Annotated in this window: 22 protein-coding genes, 2 tRNA genes and 1 other RNA gene; 9 read left to right on the top strand and 16 right to left on the bottom strand. The window is 35.5% G+C overall.

Features of this window, described 5'->3' with window-relative positions:
* Positions 1 to 1,109: 1,109 nt before the first annotated feature.
* The 3 genes from sfsA to ACY2V1_RS09565 form a co-directional block, all read right to left on the bottom strand.
* Positions 1,110 to 1,814 carry a DNA/RNA nuclease SfsA gene (gene sfsA / locus ACY2V1_RS09575; protein WP_461834572.1) on the bottom strand — a complete coding sequence of 235 codons (705 nt, stop codon included), beginning with the start codon at positions 1,812 to 1,814 and terminating at the stop codon, positions 1,110 to 1,112.
* Positions 1,811 to 2,446: an N-glycosylase/DNA lyase gene (locus tag ACY2V1_RS09570; protein WP_461834571.1), complete on the bottom strand. Its 636-nt coding sequence runs from the start codon at positions 2,444 to 2,446 to the stop codon at positions 1,811 to 1,813. Before ACY2V1_RS09570 ends, sfsA begins: the two co-directional genes overlap by 4 nt.
* A gap of 355 nt (positions 2,447 to 2,801) precedes the next feature.
* Positions 2,802 to 2,874 (bottom strand) — tRNA-Lys (locus tag ACY2V1_RS09565).
* A 210-nt stretch (positions 2,875 to 3,084) separates the two neighbouring features.
* Here ACY2V1_RS09565 and ACY2V1_RS09560 point away from each other — a divergent pair.
* From ACY2V1_RS09560 to ACY2V1_RS09525, 8 genes are all read left to right on the top strand, one after another.
* Positions 3,085 to 3,951 (top strand): hydroxymethylglutaryl-CoA lyase-like TIM-barrel protein, encoded by an 867-nt coding sequence (locus ACY2V1_RS09560; RefSeq protein ID WP_461834570.1) that lies wholly within the window; start codon positions 3,085 to 3,087, stop codon positions 3,949 to 3,951.
* A 66-nt stretch (positions 3,952 to 4,017) separates the two neighbouring features.
* Positions 4,018 to 5,166 carry an acyl-CoA dehydrogenase family protein gene (locus ACY2V1_RS09555; protein WP_461834569.1) on the top strand — a complete coding sequence of 383 codons (1,149 nt, stop codon included), beginning with the start codon at positions 4,018 to 4,020 and terminating at the stop codon, positions 5,164 to 5,166.
* A gap of 17 nt (positions 5,167 to 5,183) precedes the next feature.
* Positions 5,184 to 6,866, top strand: a complete 1,683-nt coding sequence (locus ACY2V1_RS09550; protein ID WP_461834568.1) for an AMP-binding protein — start codon at positions 5,184 to 5,186, stop codon at positions 6,864 to 6,866.
* Between the two features lie 83 nt (positions 6,867 to 6,949).
* Positions 6,950 to 7,732, top strand: coding sequence for an enoyl-CoA hydratase (locus ACY2V1_RS09545; RefSeq protein WP_461834567.1), 783 nt, complete (start codon positions 6,950 to 6,952; stop codon positions 7,730 to 7,732).
* A gap of 68 nt (positions 7,733 to 7,800) precedes the next feature.
* Complete coding sequence (locus tag ACY2V1_RS09540) at positions 7,801 to 9,399, top strand: acyl-CoA carboxylase subunit beta (protein WP_461834566.1); 1,599 nt, start codon at positions 7,801 to 7,803, stop codon at positions 9,397 to 9,399.
* Between the two features lie 9 nt (positions 9,400 to 9,408).
* Positions 9,409 to 10,578 carry a hydroxymethylglutaryl-CoA lyase-like TIM-barrel protein gene (locus ACY2V1_RS09535; protein WP_461834565.1) on the top strand — a complete coding sequence of 390 codons (1,170 nt, stop codon included), beginning with the start codon at positions 9,409 to 9,411 and terminating at the stop codon, positions 10,576 to 10,578.
* 64 nt (positions 10,579 to 10,642) lie between these two features.
* Positions 10,643 to 11,275: a helix-turn-helix domain-containing protein gene (locus ACY2V1_RS09530; RefSeq protein WP_461834564.1), complete on the top strand. Its 633-nt coding sequence runs from the start codon at positions 10,643 to 10,645 to the stop codon at positions 11,273 to 11,275.
* 38 nt (positions 11,276 to 11,313) lie between these two features.
* On the top strand, positions 11,314 to 13,269 hold the full coding sequence (locus tag ACY2V1_RS09525; protein ID WP_461834563.1) for an acetoacetate--CoA ligase: 1,956 nt from the start codon (positions 11,314 to 11,316) through the stop codon (positions 13,267 to 13,269).
* Positions 13,270 to 13,299: 30 nt separating this feature from the next.
* Here the strand turns inward: ACY2V1_RS09525 and ACY2V1_RS09520 are convergent, their stop codons facing one another.
* The gene (locus ACY2V1_RS09520) at positions 13,300 to 13,974 is read right to left on the bottom strand and encodes an adenylate kinase (protein WP_461834562.1); all 675 of its coding nucleotides are present in this window, start codon (positions 13,972 to 13,974) and stop codon (positions 13,300 to 13,302) included.
* Between the two features lie 132 nt (positions 13,975 to 14,106).
* On the opposite strand from ACY2V1_RS09520, the gene ACY2V1_RS09515 reads away from it, so the two are divergent.
* The gene (locus tag ACY2V1_RS09515; RefSeq protein WP_461834561.1) at positions 14,107 to 14,655 is read left to right on the top strand and encodes a hypothetical protein; all 549 of its coding nucleotides are present in this window, start codon (positions 14,107 to 14,109) and stop codon (positions 14,653 to 14,655) included.
* A gap of 123 nt (positions 14,656 to 14,778) precedes the next feature.
* Here ACY2V1_RS09515 and thiE read toward each other — a convergent pair whose 3' ends face one another.
* From thiE to ACY2V1_RS09455, 12 genes are all read right to left on the bottom strand, one after another.
* Positions 14,779 to 15,438 (bottom strand): thiamine phosphate synthase, encoded by a 660-nt coding sequence (gene thiE, locus ACY2V1_RS09510; protein WP_461834560.1) that lies wholly within the window; start codon positions 15,436 to 15,438, stop codon positions 14,779 to 14,781.
* Positions 15,439 to 15,441: 3 nt separating this feature from the next.
* A complete protein-coding gene (cobT, locus tag ACY2V1_RS09505) occupies positions 15,442 to 16,518 on the bottom strand; it encodes a nicotinate-nucleotide--dimethylbenzimidazole phosphoribosyltransferase (RefSeq protein WP_461834559.1) in 1,077 nt (358 codons plus the stop codon).
* The gene (locus tag ACY2V1_RS09500) at positions 16,518 to 16,997 is read right to left on the bottom strand and encodes a helix-turn-helix domain-containing protein (RefSeq protein ID WP_461834558.1); all 480 of its coding nucleotides are present in this window, start codon (positions 16,995 to 16,997) and stop codon (positions 16,518 to 16,520) included. Before ACY2V1_RS09500 ends, cobT begins: the two co-directional genes overlap by 1 nt.
* Positions 16,998 to 17,030: 33 nt before the next feature.
* Positions 17,031 to 17,291, bottom strand: coding sequence for a hypothetical protein (locus ACY2V1_RS09495; protein WP_461834557.1), 261 nt, complete (start codon positions 17,289 to 17,291; stop codon positions 17,031 to 17,033).
* A gap of 89 nt (positions 17,292 to 17,380) precedes the next feature.
* Positions 17,381 to 18,145, bottom strand: coding sequence for a slipin family protein (locus ACY2V1_RS09490; protein WP_461834556.1), 765 nt, complete (start codon positions 18,143 to 18,145; stop codon positions 17,381 to 17,383).
* An 11-nt stretch (positions 18,146 to 18,156) separates the two neighbouring features.
* Positions 18,157 to 19,485, bottom strand: a complete 1,329-nt coding sequence (locus ACY2V1_RS09485; protein WP_461834555.1) for an NfeD family protein — start codon at positions 19,483 to 19,485, stop codon at positions 18,157 to 18,159.
* A gap of 24 nt (positions 19,486 to 19,509) precedes the next feature.
* Complete coding sequence (locus tag ACY2V1_RS09480; RefSeq protein ID WP_461834554.1) at positions 19,510 to 20,886, bottom strand: LysM peptidoglycan-binding domain-containing protein; 1,377 nt, start codon at positions 20,884 to 20,886, stop codon at positions 19,510 to 19,512.
* A gap of 6 nt (positions 20,887 to 20,892) precedes the next feature.
* A complete protein-coding gene (locus ACY2V1_RS09475) occupies positions 20,893 to 22,650 on the bottom strand; it encodes an ABC transporter ATP-binding protein (protein WP_461834553.1) in 1,758 nt (585 codons plus the stop codon).
* A gap of 2 nt (positions 22,651 to 22,652) precedes the next feature.
* Positions 22,653 to 23,207 carry a D-glycero-alpha-D-manno-heptose-1,7-bisphosphate 7-phosphatase gene (locus tag ACY2V1_RS09470; RefSeq protein ID WP_461834552.1) on the bottom strand — a complete coding sequence of 185 codons (555 nt, stop codon included), beginning with the start codon at positions 23,205 to 23,207 and terminating at the stop codon, positions 22,653 to 22,655.
* 4 nt (positions 23,208 to 23,211) lie between these two features.
* The gene (serS, locus tag ACY2V1_RS09465) at positions 23,212 to 24,495 is read right to left on the bottom strand and encodes a serine--tRNA ligase (protein WP_461834551.1); all 1,284 of its coding nucleotides are present in this window, start codon (positions 24,493 to 24,495) and stop codon (positions 23,212 to 23,214) included.
* Between the two features lie 116 nt (positions 24,496 to 24,611).
* Positions 24,612 to 24,709: signal recognition particle sRNA small type (gene ffs, locus ACY2V1_RS09460), an RNA gene on the bottom strand.
* A 6-nt stretch (positions 24,710 to 24,715) separates the two neighbouring features.
* Positions 24,716 to 24,806, bottom strand: a tRNA-Ser gene (locus ACY2V1_RS09455).
* Between the last annotated feature and the right edge of the window lie 10 nt (positions 24,807 to 24,816).

Genomic DNA, 24,816 nt, shown 5'->3' with positions numbered 1-24,816 from the left:
CAAGTATGAAGCATATTATGCATCTATTAATTGCACCTAAATCATAAAAACAACTCTTCTACAACATTTTCCAAATATTGTTTTTTCACCCCCCATTATCATTTATGCCTAAAATCAAAAGCACTATATGAGTATGAATTTTATTTACAGCTACAGATAAAAGGTGTTATGGTCATTTTCAAGTAGATCTAATTGTAAAAAGTGAACATTAGAAAAACACCTGTAGGTTATGGACATGATGAAATAGTCAATGTTTAAAAATTATATAATTCTTTGGAAATACATGATAACTCGGTATAATTAATGTAGTATAATCTACCAGAAAAGGCTAAAAATCTGTAAAAACTGGTCGAAAAATATAAAAAAAATGATAGGTGGGTTATATGCAAATGCGTTCACCAAAATATAGAGCACCTAGTTTGTTATGTGGTAATCTATTAGACCAAGTTAATCCTAAACATTTATTTATAATTTTATCTAAAAAATTTCATGGGAAGAATTTAATAAATCATTTGATCGACTATGTTCAGTCCTTATTGCCAAAATAGATGGTAATACATAAGAAAAAAAAATTATAAACGCAATAGATGAATTTTTACTTTTATATAGAAATCTCTATTTTTTTATGCAATTTATAATAAACTTTCCAAGTATTAAATTTTTTCACTAAGATCAAGTCTATGTTTATTGTTTTGACATTAAAATAAAAATATATAATATCAAAACTGACCTATTTTTTAAAGGTTTATTAAATTTAGATACTTAATTTGGAATTTTTCACCACTTATTTATGGATTCATTAAAGGGGGGAATTATCAAGGGATGTAGGGTTGTTATTGTATTGTTGTTTTTTATGTGTTTTATTCTGTATCATATGCATAGACAGTATATACCTTAGATTAGGTAATAGAGTTTGCATTAAAAAATAATACGTTAATTAAAAAAGAGGCTATATATAATCAAAAGGCTGCAATGGAGGGGAGAAATAGTGTATTCTCCAATATGTTGCCCAAAATTTCTGCCAATTATAATTGTTGTTGGAGACTGGCGAATAATGCTTTTTTTATAATATCACTCTGTGAGGTGGCAAATACCAATTTTTAACATCATTATCCCCTAATAATTGGAACAGTTTTGTGATAATAAATGGATTTTCCGTCACAGGATAGGGATAATGGATAGACCTCAACACCTAAATCCATTGCCTTATAAAATTCTATGGCAAAATCTGGATCTGTCTCCCAATTAGGAGAAAAATAGTCAATATTTTTAGAGAATATTAATATCAATACTGCTGCACGCATGCCTTTTTCTTTTATTGAAATTAATGAAGTTAAATGTTTTTTACCCCTTTTTGTCGGGGCATCTGGAAATAGGGCAATATGATTTTTTATTAGGGTACATCCCTTTGTCTCTATCCATATCTTCTTATTTTTTATTTTTCCCATAAAATCTAGCCTTCCCAATGGGACTTTTACCTCTGCTTTGAGCTCTGAGATTGGAGATAGGGCAGGTATTAATGATTTATGAAAAATAATCTCAGAAAATTTTCTATGGAAACTGGAATTTACAAAAATCCATTCACTATTTTTTCTTGCACAAAGAAGGTCCCATTTTGTCTTTCTATTTTTGTTTTTGGCCTTAGATATTAGCACTGAATTTCCACTATATAAAAGCTCTTTTAACCGTCCAGGATCATGTACATGTACCTGTTCAACTTGTGAAGAATCTATTTTGACCTTAGCCAAAAATCTATTTGGCCTATCAATAAATATTCCTTTGTGGACTGGAGGGAGCTTTGATATCTCTATCATTTAAATACCTCACCTGCTTCCATATACCAGAATAGGAGATCAAGGTGGTCTAAGGGTATGGATATTTTTTTTGAAAATTCCCTCATTTTCCCTTCAATATCAAGATATTTTGCTTTTGTCATTGTCTTTGGGATATCTTTTATCACATTGTAATTTTTCAAATTTTTTAAAATATGCCTATCCAATATGGCCAGATCCTCTCCTTTCCCAATATTCCTTAAAAAATGACTAGCCTCTTTTAGACCAAGTCCTTTAATTTCTTTTACCAGGAATTCCCTTATTTTTTTAGTGGATCCTATTTCCTCCAGAGTTTTTTTTATGACAATTTTGTCTTGCTTAGAAAATTTTTCTATTGCCTCTTGGATGTATTTTGCCTTTTTGTATTTGAACCTCACTCCATTTAGATTGGATAGGATAATTTCATAGGAAGGATTGGCAATAATGTTTTGTTGTTTTAAGTTTTCAATGGCCATCCAGCAAGTCCTTGCCCTTGATTGGGGGGTGAGAAGGCAAAATAAGAGCTCATATAAGATGTCTTCATCACTTCCGTGGGAGTATATTTTTTTAAACTCGGCCAGCCGTTTCTCAATCTGATTTTTTATGCTTTTATAGACCTTAAAGAGTTCTTTCATATTTTTTTAGAAGTTTTTGGATGTTAGGAAAGATTAGCCAATTACCCTTATGTTGGCTTTGTGTCAATTTCATATGTCTTAACTTCTGCCACGAATTACAAATTTGAACTTAAACAAAAATATAGAAAAAAATCAATATACTTAAGGTGTAAGGTAGTTTATTTGCTACATTTTGGCGAAAAAAGGAAGTACTGTTTGGGAGTCTTCTCAATTTATGTGCAAAAATATCTGGTGTGACAGCTTACGACTAAAAGAAAAATAAAACCCGGTTAAAGTTGCCCTGAAGTTACCCCAGAGCTTTTAAAAACAAAAAAGCCGATTAGCTTTTTGCTAACCGGCTTTAATTACGTTTATATGGGCCATGAAGGAGTCGAACCTTCAACCTCCGGATTAAGAGTCCGTTGCTCTGCCAATTGAGCTAATGGCCCGTAACGGAAAAATTTGTTAAGTCTTTTTGTGGATTCTGTCAAGGGGAAATATAGCTATTCTGGAAGAAATTATAAGCTATTATATTTCTGTTATCATTTTGTTAGGATTGTATTGACAAAAAAAGGATGTTAATATAAACTATTTTTAATAAATAAAATCATAATTGTTTTCTTGTAACTCTGTTTTGTTAAAGGAACTAATAGAATTAGATGAAATCAAATATCCTTCCCTCTCAAGTTGTTCTCATAGAAGTTGGCCCTAGAGACGGGCTCCAATCTTATCCCTGTTTTATATCCACTGAGAATAAAATAAAAATAATTGAGAACCTGATAGATGCAGGTCTTAGAAATATTCAGATAACCTCTTTTGTAAATCCCAGAAAGGTTCCTCAATTTAAAGATGCTGAAGAGATAGTAAGGTATTTTAAAAATACTGATTTGACTTTAACGAGCTTAGTTTTAAACAAAAAGGGGTTAGACAGGGCAATTTCAGCTGGTGCTAAGGGTGTTGAAATCTCAATATCTGCCAGTAGTGAATTTAGTGTGAGGAATACAGGAATGTCAAAAAAAGATGCCCTGGCTAGTTTAAAACATATGTTGTTGACTGCTAAAAATAATGGTCTTTATATAAGAGGAAGTATCCAATGTTGTTTTGGTTATATGAGTTATAGTGATGTTACAGTAGATGATGTTTTAGAAATTGTTGATATTTTTTTATATATAGGAGTAGATGAAATAGTATTTGCTGATACAACTGCAAGGGCAAATCCTATTTTAATTAATGAATTTTTTGAGAATATATTAAAAAAAATAGATGCAAATATTATCTCAATGCATTTTCATTCAAAAATGAATTTAGGTATTGTTAATATGTATGAGAGTCTTAAATTTGGGATTAAAAGATTTGATACTTCATTTGGTTATCTGGGAGGATGTCCATTTATAGATACAAGTTATATAAATATCTCTACAGAGGAGGCTATTAATCTTTTAAATGAGCTTAATATTTATGCAGGAGTAGATATAAATAAATTAAAAAAATGTTCTGATTATTTAAAAAATTATAAAATTGAATAATATAGTCATGAAAATGAATTTGGGTTAATTTTATTAATTGTAAAATTAAACTACTAAGGAGGGGGTATGGACTTTGATCTTACTAAAGAGCAAGAAATGATAAAAAAGGAAGTAAGGAAATTTGCATTAAAAGAGATTGCCCCTGTAGCAAGGGAGCTTGATGAAAAAGAGGAATTTTCTGTGGAAATCACAAGAAAGATGGGAGAAATCGGCCTTTTTGGAATGTTTGTATCTGAGAAATATGGTGGCCAGGGCCTTGATTACCTATCTTATATTATTGCTGTTGAGGAGCTAGCAAAGGTTGATGCCTCACAGGCAGCCACAATAGCTGCAGGAAATTCCCTTGGTATTGGTCCTATTTATTATTTTGGTACAGAAGAACAAAAAAATAAGTATCTGCCAAAATTGTGTTCTGGAGAAGGACTATGGGGGTTTGGATTAACTGAGCCAGAAGCAGGATCTGATGCTGGAGGTACCAAGACCACTGCAGTCAAGGATGGAAATGAATGGGTTATAAATGGATCTAAGATTTTTATAACTAATGGATCAAGCCCAATATCCATGGGAGTTACTGTTCAGACTGTAACAGGTACAAGGGAGGATGGAAGACCAGAATATACCTGTTTTTTAGTTGAACATGGCACCAAAGGTTTTACTGCTAAGACCATTCATGGTAAAATGATGTGGAGGGCATCAAATACAGCAGAGCTTTATTTTGATAATGTGAGGGTACCAGAAGAAAATATGCTTGGAAAACGGGGAGATGGATTTAAGCAGATGCTTATGACCTTGGATGGCGGCAGGTTATCAATTGGTGCCATGGGCCTGGGTGGAGCAGAAGGTGCCTATGAAAAGGCACTCAAATATGCAAAACAGAGGGTGCAATTTGGCCAGCCAATATCAAAATTTCAGGCCATTGCCTTTAAATTGGCAGATTGTGCAACAGAGATCGAGTGTGCCAAAAATCTTCTATATAAGGCCTGTTGGCTAAGAGACCATAATAGGCCCTTTGCCAAATATGCTGCAATGGCAAAATTATATTGTTCTGAGCTTATGGGGAGAGTAGTTGATCGGGCTGTTCAAATACATGGTGGCTATGGCCTTATGAAAGAATATGATGTTGAGAGGTTTTATAGGGATCAAAAGATATTGGATATAGGTGAGGGGACCTCTGAAGTTCAGAGGATTGTAATATCAAGACATATTGGTTGTTAAAAAGGAGGGGGAGACGTATGGAATTACCAAGATTTGAAGTTGGTAAGATCACTTTAGGGGATTTGGTGGATTTAGTGGCTGAGCAGATGCCAGATCAAATGGCTGTGGAGTATTTAGAGCCCAAAAGAATCAGCCACACCTACAGAGAATTTAATGAAATTTGTAGGCAGGTTGCAAAGGGCCTTTTGGCCATGGGGGTTAAGAAAGGAGATCATATTGCGGTATGGGCAAACAATGTCCCAGAATGGTTGTATCTTCAGTTTGGTTCTCCCAAAATGGGGGCTGTTTTAGTTACAGTGAACACCAATTACAGGGCATTTGAACTTGAGTATCTTTTAAAACAATCAGATTCAACAACACTCTTTTTGATTGGGGGTGTGAGGGAACCTGATGAATATATAAAGGTAATGAATAAGGTATGTCCAGAGTTAAAAGATAGTGAACCTGGTAAACTAAAAAATAAAAATCTGCCATTTTTAAAAAATATTGTGTTTATAGGTGAAGAAACACCCCCAGGGATGTTTAATTGGAAGGATTTGATGAAGATGGGAGAGAGTGTATCAGATGAAGAATTGGATAAGGTGCAGAAATCGCTCAAACCAGATGAAGTAATAAATATGCAATATACATCTGGTACCACTGGATTTCCAAAGGGTGTTATGCTCACCCATACTAATATTATTGGAAATGCAAAATCAATTGCAGAGTGTATGAAGTTTAGTCCAAAAGATAAATTGTGTATACCCGTTCCTTTTTTTCACTGTTTTGGTTGTGTACTTGGAACCCTGACCTGTCTGGTTTCTGGAGCAACCATGTGTCCTGTAGTCCAATTTAAGCCAGATGCAGTTTTGAGGACAGTGGAACAACTTAAATGTACTGCCCTTCATGGTGTGCCAACAATGTTTATTGCAGAGTTGGAAGAGATGGAGAAGAAAAAATATGATACTTCATCCCTTAGAACAGGAATAATGGCAGGCTCTCCATGTCCAATAGAGGTTATGAAAAAGGTTGTGAATGTGATGGGCGCTAAGGAAATGACCATTGCCTATGGCCAGACCGAGGCATCTCCTGTTATAACTCAAACAAGGACCGAAGATCCAATAGAAATAAGGGTATCAACAGTTGGAAGGGCACTTCCCCATGTAGAAGTAAAAATAGTGGATATAGATACTGGAGAAGAAGTACCCCCAGGAGTTCAGGGAGAACTCTGTACCAGGGGATACCATGTGATGAAGGGATATTATAAAAATGAAGAAGCCACTAAAAATGCAATTGATAAAGAAGGGTGGTTACATACTGGTGACCTTGCAATAATGGATGAAAATGGTTACTGCAAGATAACTGGTAGAATAAAAGACATGATAATAAGGGGTGGTGAAAATATTTATCCAAGGGAAATTGAGGAGTTCTTGTATACCCATCCAAAGATTAAAGACGTACAGGTAGTTGGAGTTCCAAGTAAAAAATATGGAGAAGAAGTTGCAGCATTTGTACAGTTAAAAGAAGGTGAGATGGCTACAGAGGAAGAATTAAAAGAATATTGCAAAGATAAGATAGCATTCCATAAGATACCCAAGTATTGGTTCTTTGTAGATGAATATCCAACTACTGCAAGTGGTAAGATCCAGAAATATAAACTTAGGGAAGAGGCTACCAGGTTGCTTGGTAGGGAGGAAGATGCAAAGGTAGAAACAGCTTAAACTTAAAAATTAACCATAGTTAGAAGCAAAAAGGTTTTTTATTAGCCTTTTTGCTTCTAACTGTAATACTTAGGGGTATGGCTATGGAGGAAGAAATTTTACTTAAACAAGAACAAGATCAGATTTGTATTTTGACATTAAATCGTCCCCGGGTGATGAATGCATTTAATTTTGACCTGTTACATGCATTAAAAAGAGAAATAGATTCTATTAGATTTAGAAGGGATATAAGGGTTGTGATAATAACCGGTGCTGGTGACAGGGCATTTTGTGCTGGTGCAGATTTAAAAGAAAGGGCAAGTATGCCAGAGGATAAGGTAAGGGAGTTTATTTATACAATAAGAAATCTTTTTACAGATATTGAAAATCTTCCCAAGCCTGTTATAGCAGCTATAAATGGAGTGGCACTGGGTGGCGGCACTGAACTGGCTCTTGCTTGTGATATTCGCATAGCCTCAGAAAATGCTACTTTAGGACTAACTGAGACAAGGTTGGCTATTATTCCTGGGGCTGGCGGAACCCAACGTCTTCCCAGAATTGTGGGCGTGGCCAAGGCAAAAGAGCTTATTTTTACAGGCAAAAGGGTAAGCGCAAAAGAGGCATTAGACATTGGACTTGTCAATAGGATATGCACCCTGGAAAACTTGCTTTCAGAGTGCGAAAAATTAGCCCTGGAGATATGTGAAACAGGGCCAATTGCCATTGAACAGGCAAAGTATGCAATAAATAAAGGTATAGAAGTTGATATAAATACTGGTCTTGCAATTGAGTCCAATGCCTATTGGATAACCATTCCCACAGAAGATAGGTTAGAAGGACTAAGGGCATTTAAGGAAAAAAGAAAACCAAATTATAAAGGGAAATAAATGGTAACAGTAAGGGTGATTGGTTGAGAAACACAGGTCATAGACACACATAAAAAAGGGAATATAAAATGGATGAAAGAACAAACAACAGGCTCTTTTGGCAAAAAGAAGAAGAAAAATTAGATGAGCTTGTGAAAAAAGCTGTTTGGCCAGGTGGGGAAAAGGCGGTCTCGAGATTAAAAAAACAGGGTAAAAGACCTGTTAGAGAATTAATAAATTTATTAATTGATCCAGGAACTGAATTTTATGAACTCAGCAGGATTGCAGGCTTTGGAATGAATTATCCAGATGTTGAAGATGTGCCTTGCGCAGGAATAGTCACTGGAATAGGGAAGATTCATGGCAATTGGACAATGATAATTGCCAATGATTCCAGGGTAAAAGCAGGGACATACTTTCCTATTACTTTAAAAAAACATCTGCGTGCTCAGGCAATTGCTGAAAAGTGTGGTTTAAATTGTGTTTACATAGCAGATTCTGGTGGTGCTTATCTCCCAATGCAGGCAGATGTGTTTCCAGGGGAAGATCACTTTGGAGCCATGTTTTATAATATGGCAAGGATGTCTGCTAAGGGAATTAAGCAGATAACCATGAGTACTGGAGGTAATACAGCTGGTGGGGCATATATAGTGTTTATGGCGTGTCAAGCAGTTATGGTGGAAAAATTGGCATATTCTTTTTTGGGTGGTCCCCCTTTGGTCAAAATGGCTACAGGTGAGGAAATAACAGCAGAGGCCTTAGGTGGTGCTGATGTGCATACAAGGATTTCTGGGGGTGCTGATTATTTTTGTAAAACCCAGGAAGAAGGTATATTAAAGGTCAGGGAAATATTATCAATGGAGCCGGTGCAAAGGATCCATTGTCACAGATTTGAAAAAAGGCCTCCAAAGGTTCCTGCTGAAGAAATATATGAAATACTACCTGCTCAGGTGAGCAGAAGTGTTGATGTTAGGGCATTTATCAGGGCAATTGCCGATGACAGTGAGTTTATTGAATATAAAAGAAGATTTGCACCTGGTAGAGGAGAGAATATTGTAACAGGAAAAATTAGGATAGATGGGATACCTGTTGGAGTAATTGCTTCAAATGGAGTGGGAATAATTTTTGTTGAAGCTGCAAAAAAGGCAACGGAATGGATTGTAAGATGTTCTTACGAAAAGATTCCCCTTTTGTTTATCCAAAATTCCCCTGGATATATGGTTGGTTCTGAGTCTGAACACATGGGGATTGGGAAATATGGCGCTGATATGGTTAGGGCAGTATCATGTGCCCAGGTGCCCAGAATTCAGCTGGTAATAGGTCCTGATCACGGAGCTGCCAATTATGGTATGTGTGGTAGGGCGTATAGGCCACACTTTTTATTCGCAACAATGAGGGCCAGGACATCTGTCATGAGTGGAAAGAGTGCGGCAGGGGTCTTGCTTTCAATTGAAAAAAGAAAAAGGGCCGCAAAGGGAAAGCCCATGACAAAAGAAGAAGAAGATGGGTTTTACAAAAAAATGATGGATAAATACGACAGGGAAGCCCATCCATTTTATTGTGGAGCAAGATTACTTAATGATCGTATTTTAAAATTTTCTGAAATAAGAAAATGGCTTTCCATGGCATTTGAGGTAAGTTTAATTAAACCAATTGGAGAGCCCTCTTTTGGTAATTTCAGATTTTAGGAGGATGTTATGGCAGAATATGATCTCTGGAAAATTTTTCCAAGAATGCCTAAAAAAGTTGTAATTGGCGATATAACCATTAGGGATGGTTTTCAACACGAAGAAAAATTTATATCCACTGAAGCCAAGATATACTATGCAGAACAGCTGATTTTCGCAGGGTGTAGGGATATTGAACTCACCAATCTGGGAAATCCATATATTATGCCACAATTTAGAGACGCAGAAGAGGTACTTGCCTACTTTAGGAGCGAGAGGTTTAAAAAAAGGTGTGCAAAAAGGGGAATTAATCCTGATGACATCACCTTTACGTGTGTGACAATACGTGAAAAGGCAGTTGATAGGGCTATTGAATTACATCAGCGAGGTATTGGCCCAGATAGAGTCCTTATGATGGTATCTACAGATGAACAACATCACTATGCAAATTCTGCTACTACTTTGCCTGAGTACTGGAAAGAGGCAGAAAGATGTATTAAAAAGTGTTCAGATGTTGGGATAAAGATGTGTGGCACTGTTAGCACTATCTGGGGCAGTCCAATTAGTGGTGCAACTGAGCTAAAAGAAGCTGTGGAATTTACAAAACGATGGTTTGAGATTGGGGCACATGATGTGGAACACGCGGACCATGATGGAAGTGCATCTCCTCCAGAAGTTTATAGATATTTTTCAATGATTTTAGATGAGATACCAAATCCAGATGTGCACATTGCACATTTCCATGAGACAAAGAGGATTGGATCAGCAGCAGTGCTTGCAGCGCTTCAGGCAGGTATCACCCATTTTGAGGCAACATTAGGTGGACTTGGTGGTCAACCTGCTAATTTTTTGGATGATAGACCAGTTCCAGGTACTGGGGAATACTATTATAAAGATGAGAGGTATGTTGGTCTTATATGTCTTGAGGATCTCCTTGTAATGGTCGATGAGATGGGTATTGAACATGGTTATGATGTAGATAAGGTGCTCTGGCTTGGAAAAATGATGGAAAAGACCTTAAAAAGGAGACTCCGTTCTGAGGCAGTTGTCAATGGCAGGACAGAAAAACAGGGTCATCCAGAGTTCGCAAGGCCTGGTTTAGCTGAGAGAAAAAAGAAATTAGGAGAAAAGGATGGCCAAAAGATACCTGATGGCTGGGAAAAAGACCCAACGGTCCCAGATTCAATAATGAATCCATAAGGAGAGTGTCTAATTATAAGAAATGAATGGAAATATAAACCAAGAAAAAAAACAAGGAGAGTATATGGCCAAGGACAAACCATATATTAATGTAGATTATTTTGAGTCTTTAACAGGTGAGATAAAAGAGCAGGAACAAAGAGAAACAGTGGACATTGGAAAAACAATAAAAAAGATCAGGGAAGAGAAGGGACTTAGCTTAGATGAGCTTTCAAAACAAACAGGTTTTGATAAAGAACTTCTTGAAAATGTAGAACAGGGCAAAATCCAGCCTCAACTTGGGATGATTATAAAATTATCCAAGGTGCTTGAAAGGGGGCTTGGTGAATTTTTAGGTGAAGGTGGTGATAAACCCTATTGTCTCACATCTGCAAAACAAAGGAAAAAGATTGTCAGGTCTACAACTCCCAAGGGACAGAGGGAACTCTATTCTTATGTGTCTTTAGCACCTGATGTTAAGGGTAAACACATGGAGCCACTTATCGTAAAATTAAAGGAAAATCCCGATGAAGAGACCTCAATCCACGATGGGGAGGAGTTTATATTCGTGTTAGATGGAGAGGTAATTGCGAAAATAGGTGATGACCGTTTTGAGTTAAAACCAGGAGATTCCCTGTATTATCTCTCAAATTATCCCCATATGCTTGCTGCTAAAAAGGAATCTGCCACTATATTAGCCGTGCTCTATGAGGGTTAGATTTGTATTTTTAACCAACTTTTGAAAAGGGGGAGGAGATGGGCAAATTACTTTGGAAGCCTTCTGAGGAAAGGATAAAAAATTCCAATATGTTTAAATTTATGGCTTATGTTAATGAAAGATATAAAAAATCTTTTTCAACATATAGTGAACTCTGGGAGTGGTCTGTTACTGATATTGGTGATTTTTGGGCTGCTGTATGGGATTTTGTGAAGATTTTGAATTCAAAGGATTATGACGAGGTTGTAGATGACCCTTATAAAATGCCAGGAGCCAAATGGTTTTCTGGTGCTCAGATGAATTTTGCTGAAAATTTACTTAGATATAATGACGATAATCTGGCAATAATCGCCTTTGCAGAAGATAGAGAAAAACGAACCCTTACATACAAGGAGTTAAATAGAGAAGTTGCCAGGGTGGCAAAGGCCTTGAAGCAGCTAGATATAAGGCCAGGGGATAGGGTGGTTGGGTATATGCCAAATATCCCTGAGACAATAATAGCAATGCTGGCAGCTGCATCTTTAGGTGCTACCTGGTCTTCTTGTTCACCTGACTTTGGAATTAAAGGAGTTTTAGATAGATTTGGTCAGATAAAGCCAAGGGTTTTATTTACAGCAGATGGATACAGCTATAAAGGCAAAAAAATAGATTCCATATCCAGAGTTGTTGAGGTGCTAAAACAAATAGATTCCATTGAAAAGGTGGTAGTGGTTCCTTTTTTAGAAGAAAATCCCGATATCTCTGGTATAAAAAATGGTGTATTTTTAGATGAATTTAAATCCAGTGAAAGGGATCCATCTATTGATTTTGTCCAGCTTTCCTTTTCTCACCCCCACTATATTATGTATTCTTCTGGAACTACTGGACTTCCTAAATGTATGGTTCAAAGTGCTGGTGGTGTGCTAATAAACCATTTAAAAGAACTTATTTTGCATACTGATCTAACACGGGATGATAAGATCTTTTATTTTACAACCTGTGGATGGATGATGTGGAATTGGCTGGTTAGCTCCTTGGCTGTAGGTGCAACAATTGTGCTTTATGATGGAAATCCATTTTATCCAAGTCCAAGGGTTTTGTGGAAAATGGCTGAGGATATATCCTTGACTGTCTTTGGTACAAGTGCTGGATATATATCTGCACTTCAAAATGCAAAGGTGCGTCCAAAGGATGAGTTTGACCTATCAAAATTAAGGGCTGTTTTGTCAACAGGCTCCCCCCTGCCAGAGGAGGGTTTTGAATACGTGTATGATGCAGTAAAAGGTGATTTGCAGCTATCATCTATTTCAGGTGGGACAGATTTAAATGGTTGCTTTGCCCTTGGAAATCCAATGCTCCCTGTATATTCTGGAGAGCTCCAGTGTAGGGGACTTGGGATGAAGGTATATGCATATGATGAAAATGGAAAACCTGTTTACAATCAAAAGGGTGAGCTTGTATGCACAGCTGCATTTCCCTCTATGCCCCTTTATTTTTGGAATGATCCAGATGGAAAAAAATATCATGATGCCTATTTTAACGTATATCCTGGTGTCTGGCGCCATGGAGATTTTATAGAGATAAATGATAGGGGAGGGGTGATTATATACGGAAGGTCTGATGCTACCCTAAATCCTGGGGGAGTTAGGATTGGAACTGCTGAGATTTATCGTCAGGTGGAACAATTTGAGGAGATCGAAGATAGTCTTGTGGTGGGTCAGAATTGGAAAAATGATGTGCGGGTAATACTTTTTGTTAAAATGAATCCAGGATATAAACTAGATGATGAGTTAAAGAAAAGAATAAAAAGCGCAATTAGAAATAATGCATCGCCAAGGCATGTGCCTGATAAAATTATCGAGGTTCCAGATATCCCATATACCCTGAATATGAAGAAGGTGGAGATTGCTGTTAGGAAGGTAATTCACAATGAAGAAGTGAAAAATAAAGATGCCTTAAGAAACCCTGAATGTTTAGAATTCTTTAAAAATATACCAGAATTAAATGAAGATTAAAAGGGGGGCGTAAGCTCGCCCCTCATTTTCTTAACCTTGGATTTTTGATAAGAGATCTTGTTTGATTGTCTCAATATCCTTTGATCCATCTACTTCCACATATTTTGTCTTTCCTTCTTCAGCAAGTTTTTTGAAGAAATAAGCAGCAGCCAGGGTGCCAGTTTCAGTGTCATAATAGATGTCATGTCTTTTGTTTATTGCAGCTTCGTCCTGGTCATCAGACCTTGTTTTTAATGCACCGCCGCATACCCTGCACCTGTCGCCATTTGGCTTGATTGCATCAATATAGATATTGTTTGGGTGATTAGGATCGTTTTCGCATAACCTTCTTCCCATGATTCTATTTTTGGCAGTTTCCCTATCCAGTTTAATCTCAACTACATAATCTAACTTCATTCCAGCCTCTTGAAGGGCCTCCCACAACTTCTTGGCCTGAGTTATATTTCTTGGAAATCCATCTAAAAGCCATCCATCCTTGCCTTTTTCTTTTAATGTCTCAAGGACCATGGGAATAGTGATCTCATCTGGTACCAGCTCACCTTTGTCTATGTATTCTTTGGCCTTTTTCCCAAGCTCAGTACCATTTTTTATGTGATCTCTAAAGATCGCGCCTGACTCTATGTGGGCTAAATTGAACTTCTTTTTAAGTAATGAGCCTTGCGTACCCTTACCACTGCCATTTGGCCCAAAAATAAGTATGTTCATTGCACTCCTCCTTAAAATAGGTTGATAAAATCTCCATTTGACTCCTAGTATATCTCCTGTTAGAGAAAATTTTCACAAAGTTGTAGTCTCAGAGAGATGAATTTGTCAACAATTTTTAAGAAGAATAAATCTATGAAGAACATAATATTGATTTGTGGTCCAAGTGGAGCAGGTAAGGATACACTAATTCGTGAGGCAAGAAAATATTTTGCCTCTTATCCCCGTGTAAATTTTGTTAAGAGATATATAACCAGACCCCCAGATGAATTTGAAGACAACTTTTTTGTGTGTGAACAAGGGTTTAATATCCTTATGCAATCAAATTTTTTTCTTGTAACCTGGAAGAGTTATGGATATTTGTATGGAATTCCTGAATATTTAATAAAAGAAGATTGTTGTAATTTTATTTCAGTATCAAGAAAAACAATATCATTTTTTGAAGAAAACTTTAAAAATGTTTTTACTATCTACGTTACTGCTGATTATGAAACAATAAAAAAAAGGCTTACCTATAGAAATAGAGAAGATATGAATATACTAAAACAGAGATTGGACAGATACTCATTTGATGTTGAAGCAAAAAATAAAATTGTTTTTAAAAATCAAGGCCCTCTTGAGGTGAGTGTGGAAAATTTTATATCTTTGTGCTCAAGTATAATATCTAATTTTTTGAGCCTGTAACATTATTTGTGTAAATTTTAATTAAGAGTGATCTGTGATCAGTGTCTGTGATCTGTTGTCACACTGATCACTAATCTCTCCTTATTTATCACCCTCAACACCCCGGGATATACACAGTTTTTGTTATATACTCAATTTTAGATGATGGTGAGTAATACATGTTTTTAATTTCTTTGCAGCTAAAAAAGGGTCATTGTGTTTGCATATTGCAGAGACTACAGCAATTCCATTAACTCCTGTTTTTACTACTTCTTTACAATTTTCTATATTAATTCCACCAATTGCCACACTTGGTTTTTGGAGTAGTTTTAAGAGTCTTTTAAGTCCATGGGGATATAAAGTGGGCTTTGGGTCTTTTTTGGTCATTGTTTTAAAAACAGGCCCAATGCCCACATAATCTATATCCAGTTTATTTGCTTCCTTAACATGTTCTTCGTTATTTACACTAAGTCCAATTATTAGATCATCTCCCACTATTTCTCTAACGTAATTTGGGTGTATATCTTCCTGCCCAACATGTACACCGTCTGCCTTAGATGCAAGTGCCACATCTATTCTGTCGTTTATAATCAAAGGAACATTGAATTTAGATAGAAAATCTTTTGTCTTTATTGCAAGCTCAACAAATTCTCTAGCTGATATCTCTTTTTCTCTAAGCTGTACAAGAGTAACTCCACCTTTTATTGCCTGTTCTAATACAAAAAATATATCTTTATTTTGGCAAGATGCCCTGTCTATAACAAGATAGAGTGGCAGATATTCTTTGATTTTGTTTCTGTACATATTTTAATTTTCTTTTTCATGTACTCCAGCTTGGTCAAATGTCATGACTCCATTAAACACATGGCATGCTGCGTCCACAATGTTCATGGCAAGGGCTCCACCTGTTCCTTCACCAAGTCTCATACCAAGGTCAAGGAGGGGAGTTAGTCCAAGATGTTTTAGCATGGCTATGTGTCCTGGTTCTTCTGATTTGTGTCCTGCAAACATGTATTCAACACTAGAAGGACACAGTGCCTTTGCAATAAGTGCACCTGCAGTCGAAATAAAACCGTCAATCATAACGGGAATTTTGTGGTAGGCACACGCCAGGATACACCCAGCAATTCCGCCAATCTCAAAACCACCTACCTTTGATAACACGTCTATTGGGTCTTTTGGGTCTGGTTTGTTTACATCCAGTCCTTTTTTAACAGCAGCTATCTTTTTTTTGATACCTTCCTGGTCAATTCCTGTCCCTGGACCAACCATTACTTCTGCACTTTCCCCTGTATAGACACATCCAATGGCAGAAGAGGGTGTTGTATTTCCAATCCCCATATCACCAGTTGCAATTATCTTTATGCCATTAGAAATAGCCTCTTTCGCAATATTAAAGCCATTTAATATGGATTGGACGGCCTCATCCCTTGTCATTGCAGGGCCTTTTGCAAAGTTCTTTGTCCCCCTTGCAACCTTCTTATCTTTGAATATTGCTTTTTCTTCCTGGTTTTCAGGAATAAAATCAGGAATAATCCCCATATCTACAACCATAACCTTGGCACCAACAAACCTGCTAATAACACTAATTCCAGCCCCGCCTTTTATAAAACAACGCACCATCTCTAAGGTTACTACTTGTGGAAAGGCTGAGACCCCTTCTTCAACAATCCCGTGATCTCCGGCAAAGACTATAACTTGTTTTTGGGAAACATCTGGATTTAATGTCCTTTGGATAGCACAGATCCTTTCAGAAATTTCATGTAGTCTCCCAAGGGCCCGTGGAGGCATTACTAACTGAGCTGTATGTTCTTTAGCTTTTTGAAATATGTTAGAATCTATTGGTGAAATTGCATCAATTAAGTTTTTTAATTCCTGTTCCATTATAAAATCTCCTTGTTATTGTGTGAAATGTCTATGTATTTATCCAATTGTTTTTTAAAGTGTTTATAGTTAGAAATAAGCTTTATCAAGGCTTTTTCTATTTTTTTTAGCCTTGTTTTTAAGTTGTCTAGCTCTTTTTCAAAATCCTTTTTAGATCTTATATCTTCGGCCAAAAGATCCAGGATTTGAGATTGTTTTTCCAGGATTTGTTGAAGCTGATCCTTATTAATTTCTGGTTCTGAGTCCTTTTTAGAGAGTTTTTTTAATAAGTTGTTTCTTATTTGTTTTGTAGTTAAATCTTCTTCATATCCCTTTATTATTTGTTTAAATATTTCAATTGATTCTTTTTTATACCTCCTTTTTCTTCCCTTTCCAACTACTGGTATAAATTCTTCAAATCTATCACGATAGTATCTCAGCGTGCTCTCAGGCACGTTTAAAATGGATGATAGTTCTTTGATAGTATAGAGTTTTTCCATGAGATACGAAAAAAACCCGCCTTGAGCGGGTTTTTATTTGTCTTCTTCTAATTTAACAAAGGGATTATATGCAAGTATATTTATTGGATGAAAATTATTAGCAGGATCTTCTCCATATCTAGCTGCAAAATGTCTCTGGTCTTCCCCTTTATTTAAAATGTTATCTGAAGAATTTCTATAAAAAGAGCACTGGTTGTTGAAACAAACGTAAATATAACCCCAACCAGTTTCTGGTGGGGCAAGCCAATATTCCATTTCCTGATGGCAATAGGGACAATATCTTTTCTCAGCCATATCTTTACTCCTTTTGATATTGATATTTTTTATTTTATTATTTTTTCGCAGTCAAAAATATTTTTAAAGTCAATCTTAGTCAATAAATTTTATTCTTTGGTAATGGATGTTTCTTTATTTACTGGAATTAAATTTTTAAATAAATCCAGAGGAATAGGTAGAATGGTAGTTGAGTTACTTTCATAGGACATTTCCCTTAATGTCTGCAAATATCTAAGCTGCAGGGCCATGGGCCTTTTGGCAATTATTTCAGCAGCCTGTGCCAATTTTTCAGCGGCTTGATATTCACCTTGTGCACTAATTACCTTGTATCTACGTTCCCTTTCAGCCTCTGCCTGTCTTGCCATTGCACGTTGCATATCCTGTGGCAAATCTATGTGTTTTAATTCAACATTGGTTACTTTAATTCCCCAAGGATCTGTATGTTCATCTAAAATGTCCTGAATCTGGGAGTTGATCTTGTCCCTATGGGTTAGAATTTCATCAAGTTCCACTGAACCGCAAATGGATCTTAGGGTAGTCTGGGCAAGTTGGGTGGTAGCAAACATGAAGTCTTCTACCTCTATTACTGCCTTAACAGGGTCAACAACCCTGAAATACACAACTGCATTAATTTTAACACTCACATTGTCCCTTGTAATAACGTCCTGGGAAGGCACATCCAGGGTGATAATTCTTAAAGAGACCTTAATCATTTTGTCCACAACTGGAATAAGTATGATCAAACCAGGTCCTTTTGCCTTTAAAATCCTCCCAAGTCTGAATATTACAGCCCTTTCATATTCATTCACGACCTTAATAGCTGATGCCAGAAACAAAAAAGCTATTATTAAGATTGGTAGCAATGAAAACATATTAGTCCTCCTTACGTTGTTAAGGTTTGAATAGGTTCAATAATTAATGTCAAACCAAGGGTGTCAACCACCCTTACTTTTGTCCCTTTAGATAGATTGGTATTTCCCCTGGTTGTTTCTGCTTTCCAGATTTCACCCCTGATCTTTATCTTTCCTTTGTTCTCCTTCCATTCTATTACCTCACCTATCATTCCAACTATTCCTTCAATTCCAAGTTTTGTGGGTTTTAATTGGACTTTTGTAACAAGATAAAGCACCCAAATTACAAGGATCCCAATTACAAATAAAGATGGTAATATGGTTGAATAACTAAGTCCAGTTATTCCAGGCTCATATCTAAATAAAATAGTGGATCCCAAAAACATACAAACAAGCCCGCCAATGGTTAAGAGACCATAACTAATTATTTTTATCTCCAGTATAAACAGGACAAATCCAAGTAAAATAAGTAGCAGCCCAGCAACATTTGTTGGTAAGACAGAGAGGGCGTACAGGGCAAGTAATAGACATATGGAACCAAAGACCCCTGGAAATATTACGCCTGGATGGGACAACTCAAAAAAGAGGCCAGCAATTCCACCTAATAGGAGTAAATAAGCAATTTGGGGATCAAGGAGCCATGAGAGAAATTTATATCGAAGGGATGGAGAAAATTCTATGATTTTATAGCTATTTTTATCAAATTTAATCAATTTTCCATTTTCCATAAAGCCCTTTTTGCCTATTTGTTCCATAAGATCAGTGGGGGAGACAGCAATTATGTCTATTACCTTGTTTATTGCAGCCTCTTGTGCATTTAATGATTCTGCTGTTTCTATGGCCCTCTCATACCACATGAAATTTCTGTTCTTTTCCCTTGCCATAGACCTAATAAGGCTCATGAGGTCGTTTTTTATTTTTTTCTCCAAGGTCTTGGGAGTGTCTTTTCCTCCCATTGCAACTGGAGAAGCAGCACCAATACTTGTGTTGGGTGCCATGGCTGCAATATCTGATGCAGCTACTAAAAATACCCCTGCAGATGCAGCTTGTGCCCCTTTTGGTCCCACCCAAACTACCACTGGAATACGAGAATTTAGAATTATTTTGACCATGTCCCTCATGGATTTAGCAAGCCCACCTGGGGTATCTAATCCAATTATTATGAGGTCATAGTTATTTCTGGTAGCATCATTATAACCATCTTCCAAAAGGTCAACCTGAGCTGGATTAATAGTGCCTGAGATCCTAATATATAGGGCAGAGATTTTATTATTAGAACCATTGGTTAGGGAACTTTGAGAAATAGAAACAATTGATAGAACTAATATTAATAGGACTAGAAAAAATAAATTTTTTTTCATAGCATGTTCCACTTTGTTTAAAAGTTAGTAAATAAAACAGTTGTAACCTTTAGCCCTTAAAATAGCAGCTAATTCTGGTTCATTATATTCAAGGAGGTAAATAGGTCTATGGTCTTTTTCTTTAAATTTAAGTATTGGCACAAAAAGAGTTAAACTATTACTTATATTGATTTTAGCATTTTCTAATAAATTATTTAACTTTAATGGTGCAATATTGCTAATAGCTGAGATCTTAGGGACATAAATATTTTTGTCAACATTATCTGTACATGAAATAAAATTACTTTTTTTATTGCACCAAAAATAAACAAATATCTTATTTTTTAATAAAAAAGAATATGTTAACTTTTCGGTATATGTGCAATTTTTTTTGTCTAGAAAAAATATGTAATAGGAGATCTCTTTTGTATTTGATAAATTAAAATATTTAAGGATTTGTATGTCACCCTTTAATTCTGCTACAAAAAAATTATGGGTAATTATTAAATTTTGTTTTTTGGGCCAGATTTTAAAATTTTTTGTGTACTTGAATATTTTTAACAAAGACTCATAAATGGATAAATTTTGTAAAAAACATACAGATATGTTTGGATCTTCAATTTCTCTGTATTTTTTATATGTGTTAGGATCATTAACTAAAATTATTTTTTTCCCTTCTGTGTCTTCTAGTATGGGAGATTTAGATGTGTCAATTTGTATCCACCCTTTTTTTACAGGAAAGACCATTATATCTTTTTTATAAATACTAAATCCCAATTTTTCTAGTAAAGATAATGTAATATTATTACAGATTTTTGTTCCTTCATGTTGGATAACTGGTTTAATTTTTGGATTTCTAGATGGTATTATAATTTCAACGCCTTTTGGTAAATTGTTTATATTTTTTATGTGTGGGTTAAGTTTTTTGAAAATTAATATATATTCGTTATAAATTAAATAGTTGGGAATTTTGCCAATTATTTTAAGTAATTTGGCTAATGTGTCCCCTTTTTTTACAGTGTATTTTTGTTTGTAAAATGGATACCTCTCTTTTAATTCTTCTAAGCTCAGATCCTTTAATGAAGGATGTATGGCAAAACCATTTAAACATTTTCTACATCTATGTTTTATAGAATGAATTTTTGGTAATTTTATTATTTGACCTGCATATAATTTATTTATATCTTTTATATCTGGATTTAATTGTTTTATTTTTCTGATATATTTACCAAATTCAGTTTTAGGTAGTTTTAATTTTCTGAGTATAGAATATATATGTTCTCCTTTTTTTACTTTATATAAAGTATATTCTTTCCTGGTTTTTTTTATTTTTTTTTCAAAGAATAGAATAGGGGGAGATGCAAATAAATATGTACAAGGAAATACGTAAATTAAAAAAATGCACATTAAAATTTTTTTCATAGACTTTTATTCATCTTTAAATTGCATTTCATATAATTTTTGATAAAGTTTACATCTTTTTAATATCTCCTTATGTGGGCCAATATCTATTATTTTACCGTTTTCCATAACAGCAATTCTATCTGCGCTTAAGATTGTAGATAATCTGTGGGCAATAATAATTGAAGTTCTATTTTTCATGAGATTATCCAGTGCATTTTGAACAATCCTTTCAGATTCTGTGTCCAATGAGCTAGTTGCTTCGTCTAAAATTAATAGAGGAGGGTTTTTTAAGAGTGCCCTGGCAATTGTTATCCTCTGTTTTTCACCTCCAGACAATCTAACTCCCCTTTCTCCTACTATTGTGTCATATCCATCTGGCAGAGCAGATATAAAATCATGGGCATAGGCTATCTTTGCAACCCTAATAATTTGCTCTTCATCAACATCAAAAATTCCGTAAGTAATATTATCTTTAATGGAGGCATTAAAAAGTATGGTCTCCTGAGAAACTATCCCAATAAACCTTCTAAGGGAACTAAGGGTATATTTTCTTATGTCATTTCCATTTAAGATGATTTTTCCCTTTATTGGGTCGTAGAATCTTGGGATTAGATTTATAAGTGTGGTCTTACCTGCACCTGATGGTCCAACAATAGCAAGTTTTTCTCCAGGTGCAATTTTTAGGTTAATGTCTTGAATGGCCCAATCTGGGGTATTTTGATATTTAAACCACACATCTACAAATTTTAACTCTTTAAAGGGAGGCTTAAGTTCTAGATCCCCTTCATCTTCAATTGAGATTTCTTCTGAATCAAGTACCTGGAACACCCTTTCTGCGCCTGCAATAGCCCTTTGTAATACCATATTTGATTTATTTAATCTCTTTACAGGATCATATAACATCATAACTGCAGTTAAGAATGAAAAAAAGGTACCTGGGGTTGAATGGCCAGCTATTACCTGTGTACCTCCATACCATATAACCAGGCCAATTCCAAGGGAACCAATAAATTCCATCACAGGAGAAGATAGGGAATTGTAAAAAATGCTTTTTAGGGCAATCCTTATTAGTTTTCTATTCTGGACTTCAAATGTCTTGGTCTCCTTTTTTTCCATGGCAAAGGCCTTTACCACTTTTATACCACTAAATATTTCCTGTAATATATTGGAGATGTCTGCAATTTTTTCCTGGTTTTTCCTACCTAATTTTCTCAATTTTCTTCCAAAATAAACTATTGGATAAAGGGCAATTGGGAGTACAACTATTGCCCAAGTAGCAAGATAAGGATCTCGATAAAATGCAACAAAGGTAAGCCCTATTACTGTAAAAAATTCTTTTGCCAGGTTTACAATTTCAGGTACGCTATTTCTTAAGAGATTTACATCGTTTATTATCCTTGACATTAACATTCCAACTCTATTTTCCTCAAAGAATGTAATAGGTAGTCTTATCATTTTTTCATAGAGTTGGTTTCTTAAGGTCTCTAACACCCTCATTGCACAGAATTGTAATTGATAACTTTGAATTAATCTAAATATTCCTTTAAAGGCAAAAATCAAAATAACCAGAATGGGAATGGTTTTTAGGGCCTCTTTGTTTTTTTCTATAAAGATTCTATCTAAAGCTGGTTGCACAAGATATGCTGAATAGGCAGTACAGGCTGCAACAATGATCATTGAGATTATAGACAATATAATACGTGGTATATAGGGTTTGAAGTAAGATAATGTCCTTTTAAGATAATACCATCCTGAATTATATTCATTAGATATTTTGCTCATGATTATATTAACCTTTGCTCTTCTAACAGGTAATACAAATCTAAAAGGTCTTTAGCTATTATATCAATTTTTATGTTTGAGCATTTTTCCTTTTCACTTAATCCATATCCTGTAAGTACCAATGCGTTAACTAATAGTCCTGCATTGATTCCAAAATATATATCAGACAATTTATCTCCAACAATTGCAGTCTCATCTTCTAATAATCCATATTTTTTTTTCAAATTTTGCCACATTCCAATGGCAGGTTTTCTACATGTGCAGTTATCACTCGGTGTGTGGGGACAAAATTCTATATCTTTAATTTTTACATTATACTCATTTAAAATATCGTATAATTTATTTTGTACTGCAAAAAAATCTTCTGTCTTATAATATCCTCTTCCTATTCCTGATTGGTTTGTAACAATAAATAGCTTAATCCCTTTTTGAGTGAATTTTTTCAGTGCCTCTTTTGCATTGGGTAAGAGTTCTACATCATCTGGATTTCCTAGATAATGTTTTTCAACAATTATAGTCCCATCTCTATCTAAGAGGAGATTTTTTATTTTAGCCATATTTTTATTTTTCTGGACAGGAGATTATCTCTATTCCATCCATATAGGGTCTTAGTACTTCTGGAATTATAATAGATCCATCTTCTCTTTGATAATTTTCCAATATAGCAACTAAGGTCCTTCCAACCGCAAGACCTGATCCATTTAAAGTGTGGACAAATTCTTTTTTCTTTGAATTTTTTGGTTTGAATTTAATATTGGCACGCCTTGCCTGAAAATCTTCAAAATTGGAACAAGAAGAAATTTCCCTATATGTATTCTGGCCTGGAAGCCATACTTCAATGTCATATGTCTTTGCCGCTGAAAAACCAAGGTCACCTGTGCAAAGAACCACGACCCTATAGTGTAGCCCTAGTTTTTGCAAAATTGACTCAGCATGGGACAAAAGTAATTCCAGTTCCTGGTAGGATTTATCGGGATGGACAAATCTCACCAGCTCTACTTTATTAAATTGATGTTGTCTAATCAGCCCTTTTGTATCCTTACCATAGGAGCCTGCTTCTGACCTAAAACAAGGGGTATAAGCAGTATATGCAATTGGCAAATCATCTTCATCTAATACTTCATTTCTGTAGATATTTGTAACAGGTACTTCAGCTGTTGGAATTAAATAATAGTCCCAATCTTTGATCTTAAATAGATCTTCCTCAAATTTTGGCAATTGTCCAGTCCCAAACATTGTGTCAGCATTGACCAAAAATGGGGGCAACACTTCTGTATAGCCATTTTCTTTTGTCTGCACATCTAGCATAAAATTGATAAGGGCCCTCTCTAACCTTGCTGCCCATCCAAAATATAGAGCAAACCTGGATCCAGCTAGCTTAGCTGCCCTTTCAAAATCCAGTCCTTTAAGATTGGTGCCAATATCCCAATGTGGTTTTGGCTCAAAGTCAAATTCTGGTTTAGTTCCCCATTTTTTAATTTCCACATTGTGCTCATCAGAATCTCCCTCTGGGACATCTTTGGCAGGGATATTGGGAATCTGTGCCCTAAAGTCAAAGAGCTCTTTTTCAACTTTCTTTTTTTCCCTTTCCAGTTCCTTAATTTTATCTGAAATTAAAGATAGTTTTTTGACTTTTTCTGAGACATCTTGTCCTTTGGCTTTGAGTTTGCCAACTTCCTTTGACTCTGTATTTAATTGATTTCTGAGTTTTTCTACCTCTTGAATTATAGACTTTCTCTTTTCATCAAGCTTTAAAAAGTCCTGTATATTTAAGTCCATTCTTCTTTTTCTGATTGCCTCTTGGACGACCTCTGGATTTTTTTGAATAAATTTTAAATCTAACATATTGATTCTCCTGGAAAAAAATTGTTTTTTTATAAACTAGAAGGAAATTAACAAAGAACCTGTTGATTGTCTAGAAACTCACCAAAGAAAAAGGGGACACAGAAGATGTGTCCCCTTTTTATAAGGAGCCAGACACCCAGAGGCAGACCTGCTACCGCTGCTCCCTTTCGGGCCTGACGGGGTTCACAGCGCCCCTGCCGTCTGGCTCCTTAAATTTTTACGGAGAGGGAGGGATTCGAACCCTCGGTACCGGTATTTCCGGTACACACGATTTCCAATCGTGCTCCTTCGGCCAGCTCGGACACCTCTCCAAAAAACGAA

It is taken from the genome of Desulfothermus sp. (assembly GCF_053993635.1).
The sequence above is the reverse complement of the archived record's forward strand: the minus strand, read 5'-3'. Positions and strand labels throughout refer to the sequence as shown.

Coding starts and splice junctions, on each gene's coding strand:
- sfsA (WP_461834572.1), bottom strand. CDS start 1,814: ATGATAGAGATATCAAAGCTCCCTCCAGTCCACAAAGGAATATTTATT.
- ACY2V1_RS09570 (WP_461834571.1), bottom strand. CDS start 2,446: ATGAAAGAACTCTTTAAGGTCTATAAAAGCATAAAAAATCAGATTGAG.
- ACY2V1_RS09560 (WP_461834570.1), top strand. CDS start 3,085: ATGAAATCAAATATCCTTCCCTCTCAAGTTGTTCTCATAGAAGTTGGC.
- ACY2V1_RS09555 (WP_461834569.1), top strand. CDS start 4,018: ATGGACTTTGATCTTACTAAAGAGCAAGAAATGATAAAAAAGGAAGTA.
- ACY2V1_RS09550 (WP_461834568.1), top strand. CDS start 5,184: ATGGAATTACCAAGATTTGAAGTTGGTAAGATCACTTTAGGGGATTTG.
- ACY2V1_RS09545 (WP_461834567.1), top strand. CDS start 6,950: ATGGAGGAAGAAATTTTACTTAAACAAGAACAAGATCAGATTTGTATT.
- ACY2V1_RS09540 (WP_461834566.1), top strand. CDS start 7,801: ATGGATGAAAGAACAAACAACAGGCTCTTTTGGCAAAAAGAAGAAGAA.
- ACY2V1_RS09535 (WP_461834565.1), top strand. CDS start 9,409: ATGGCAGAATATGATCTCTGGAAAATTTTTCCAAGAATGCCTAAAAAA.
- ACY2V1_RS09530 (WP_461834564.1), top strand. CDS start 10,643: ATGGCCAAGGACAAACCATATATTAATGTAGATTATTTTGAGTCTTTA.
- ACY2V1_RS09525 (WP_461834563.1), top strand. CDS start 11,314: ATGGGCAAATTACTTTGGAAGCCTTCTGAGGAAAGGATAAAAAATTCC.
- ACY2V1_RS09520 (WP_461834562.1), bottom strand. CDS start 13,974: ATGAACATACTTATTTTTGGGCCAAATGGCAGTGGTAAGGGTACGCAA.
- ACY2V1_RS09515 (WP_461834561.1), top strand. CDS start 14,107: ATGAAGAACATAATATTGATTTGTGGTCCAAGTGGAGCAGGTAAGGAT.
- thiE (WP_461834560.1), bottom strand. CDS start 15,438: ATGTACAGAAACAAAATCAAAGAATATCTGCCACTCTATCTTGTTATA.
- cobT (WP_461834559.1), bottom strand. CDS start 16,518: ATGGAACAGGAATTAAAAAACTTAATTGATGCAATTTCACCAATAGAT.
- ACY2V1_RS09500 (WP_461834558.1), bottom strand. CDS start 16,997: ATGGAAAAACTCTATACTATCAAAGAACTATCATCCATTTTAAACGTG.
- ACY2V1_RS09495 (WP_461834557.1), bottom strand. CDS start 17,291: ATGGCTGAGAAAAGATATTGTCCCTATTGCCATCAGGAAATGGAATAT.
- ACY2V1_RS09490 (WP_461834556.1), bottom strand. CDS start 18,145: ATGTTTTCATTGCTACCAATCTTAATAATAGCTTTTTTGTTTCTGGCA.
- ACY2V1_RS09485 (WP_461834555.1), bottom strand. CDS start 19,485: ATGAAAAAAAATTTATTTTTTCTAGTCCTATTAATATTAGTTCTATCA.
- ACY2V1_RS09480 (WP_461834554.1), bottom strand. CDS start 20,886: ATGAAAAAAATTTTAATGTGCATTTTTTTAATTTACGTATTTCCTTGT.
- ACY2V1_RS09475 (WP_461834553.1), bottom strand. CDS start 22,650: ATGAGCAAAATATCTAATGAATATAATTCAGGATGGTATTATCTTAAA.
- ACY2V1_RS09470 (WP_461834552.1), bottom strand. CDS start 23,207: ATGGCTAAAATAAAAAATCTCCTCTTAGATAGAGATGGGACTATAATT.
- serS (WP_461834551.1), bottom strand. CDS start 24,495: ATGTTAGATTTAAAATTTATTCAAAAAAATCCAGAGGTCGTCCAAGAG.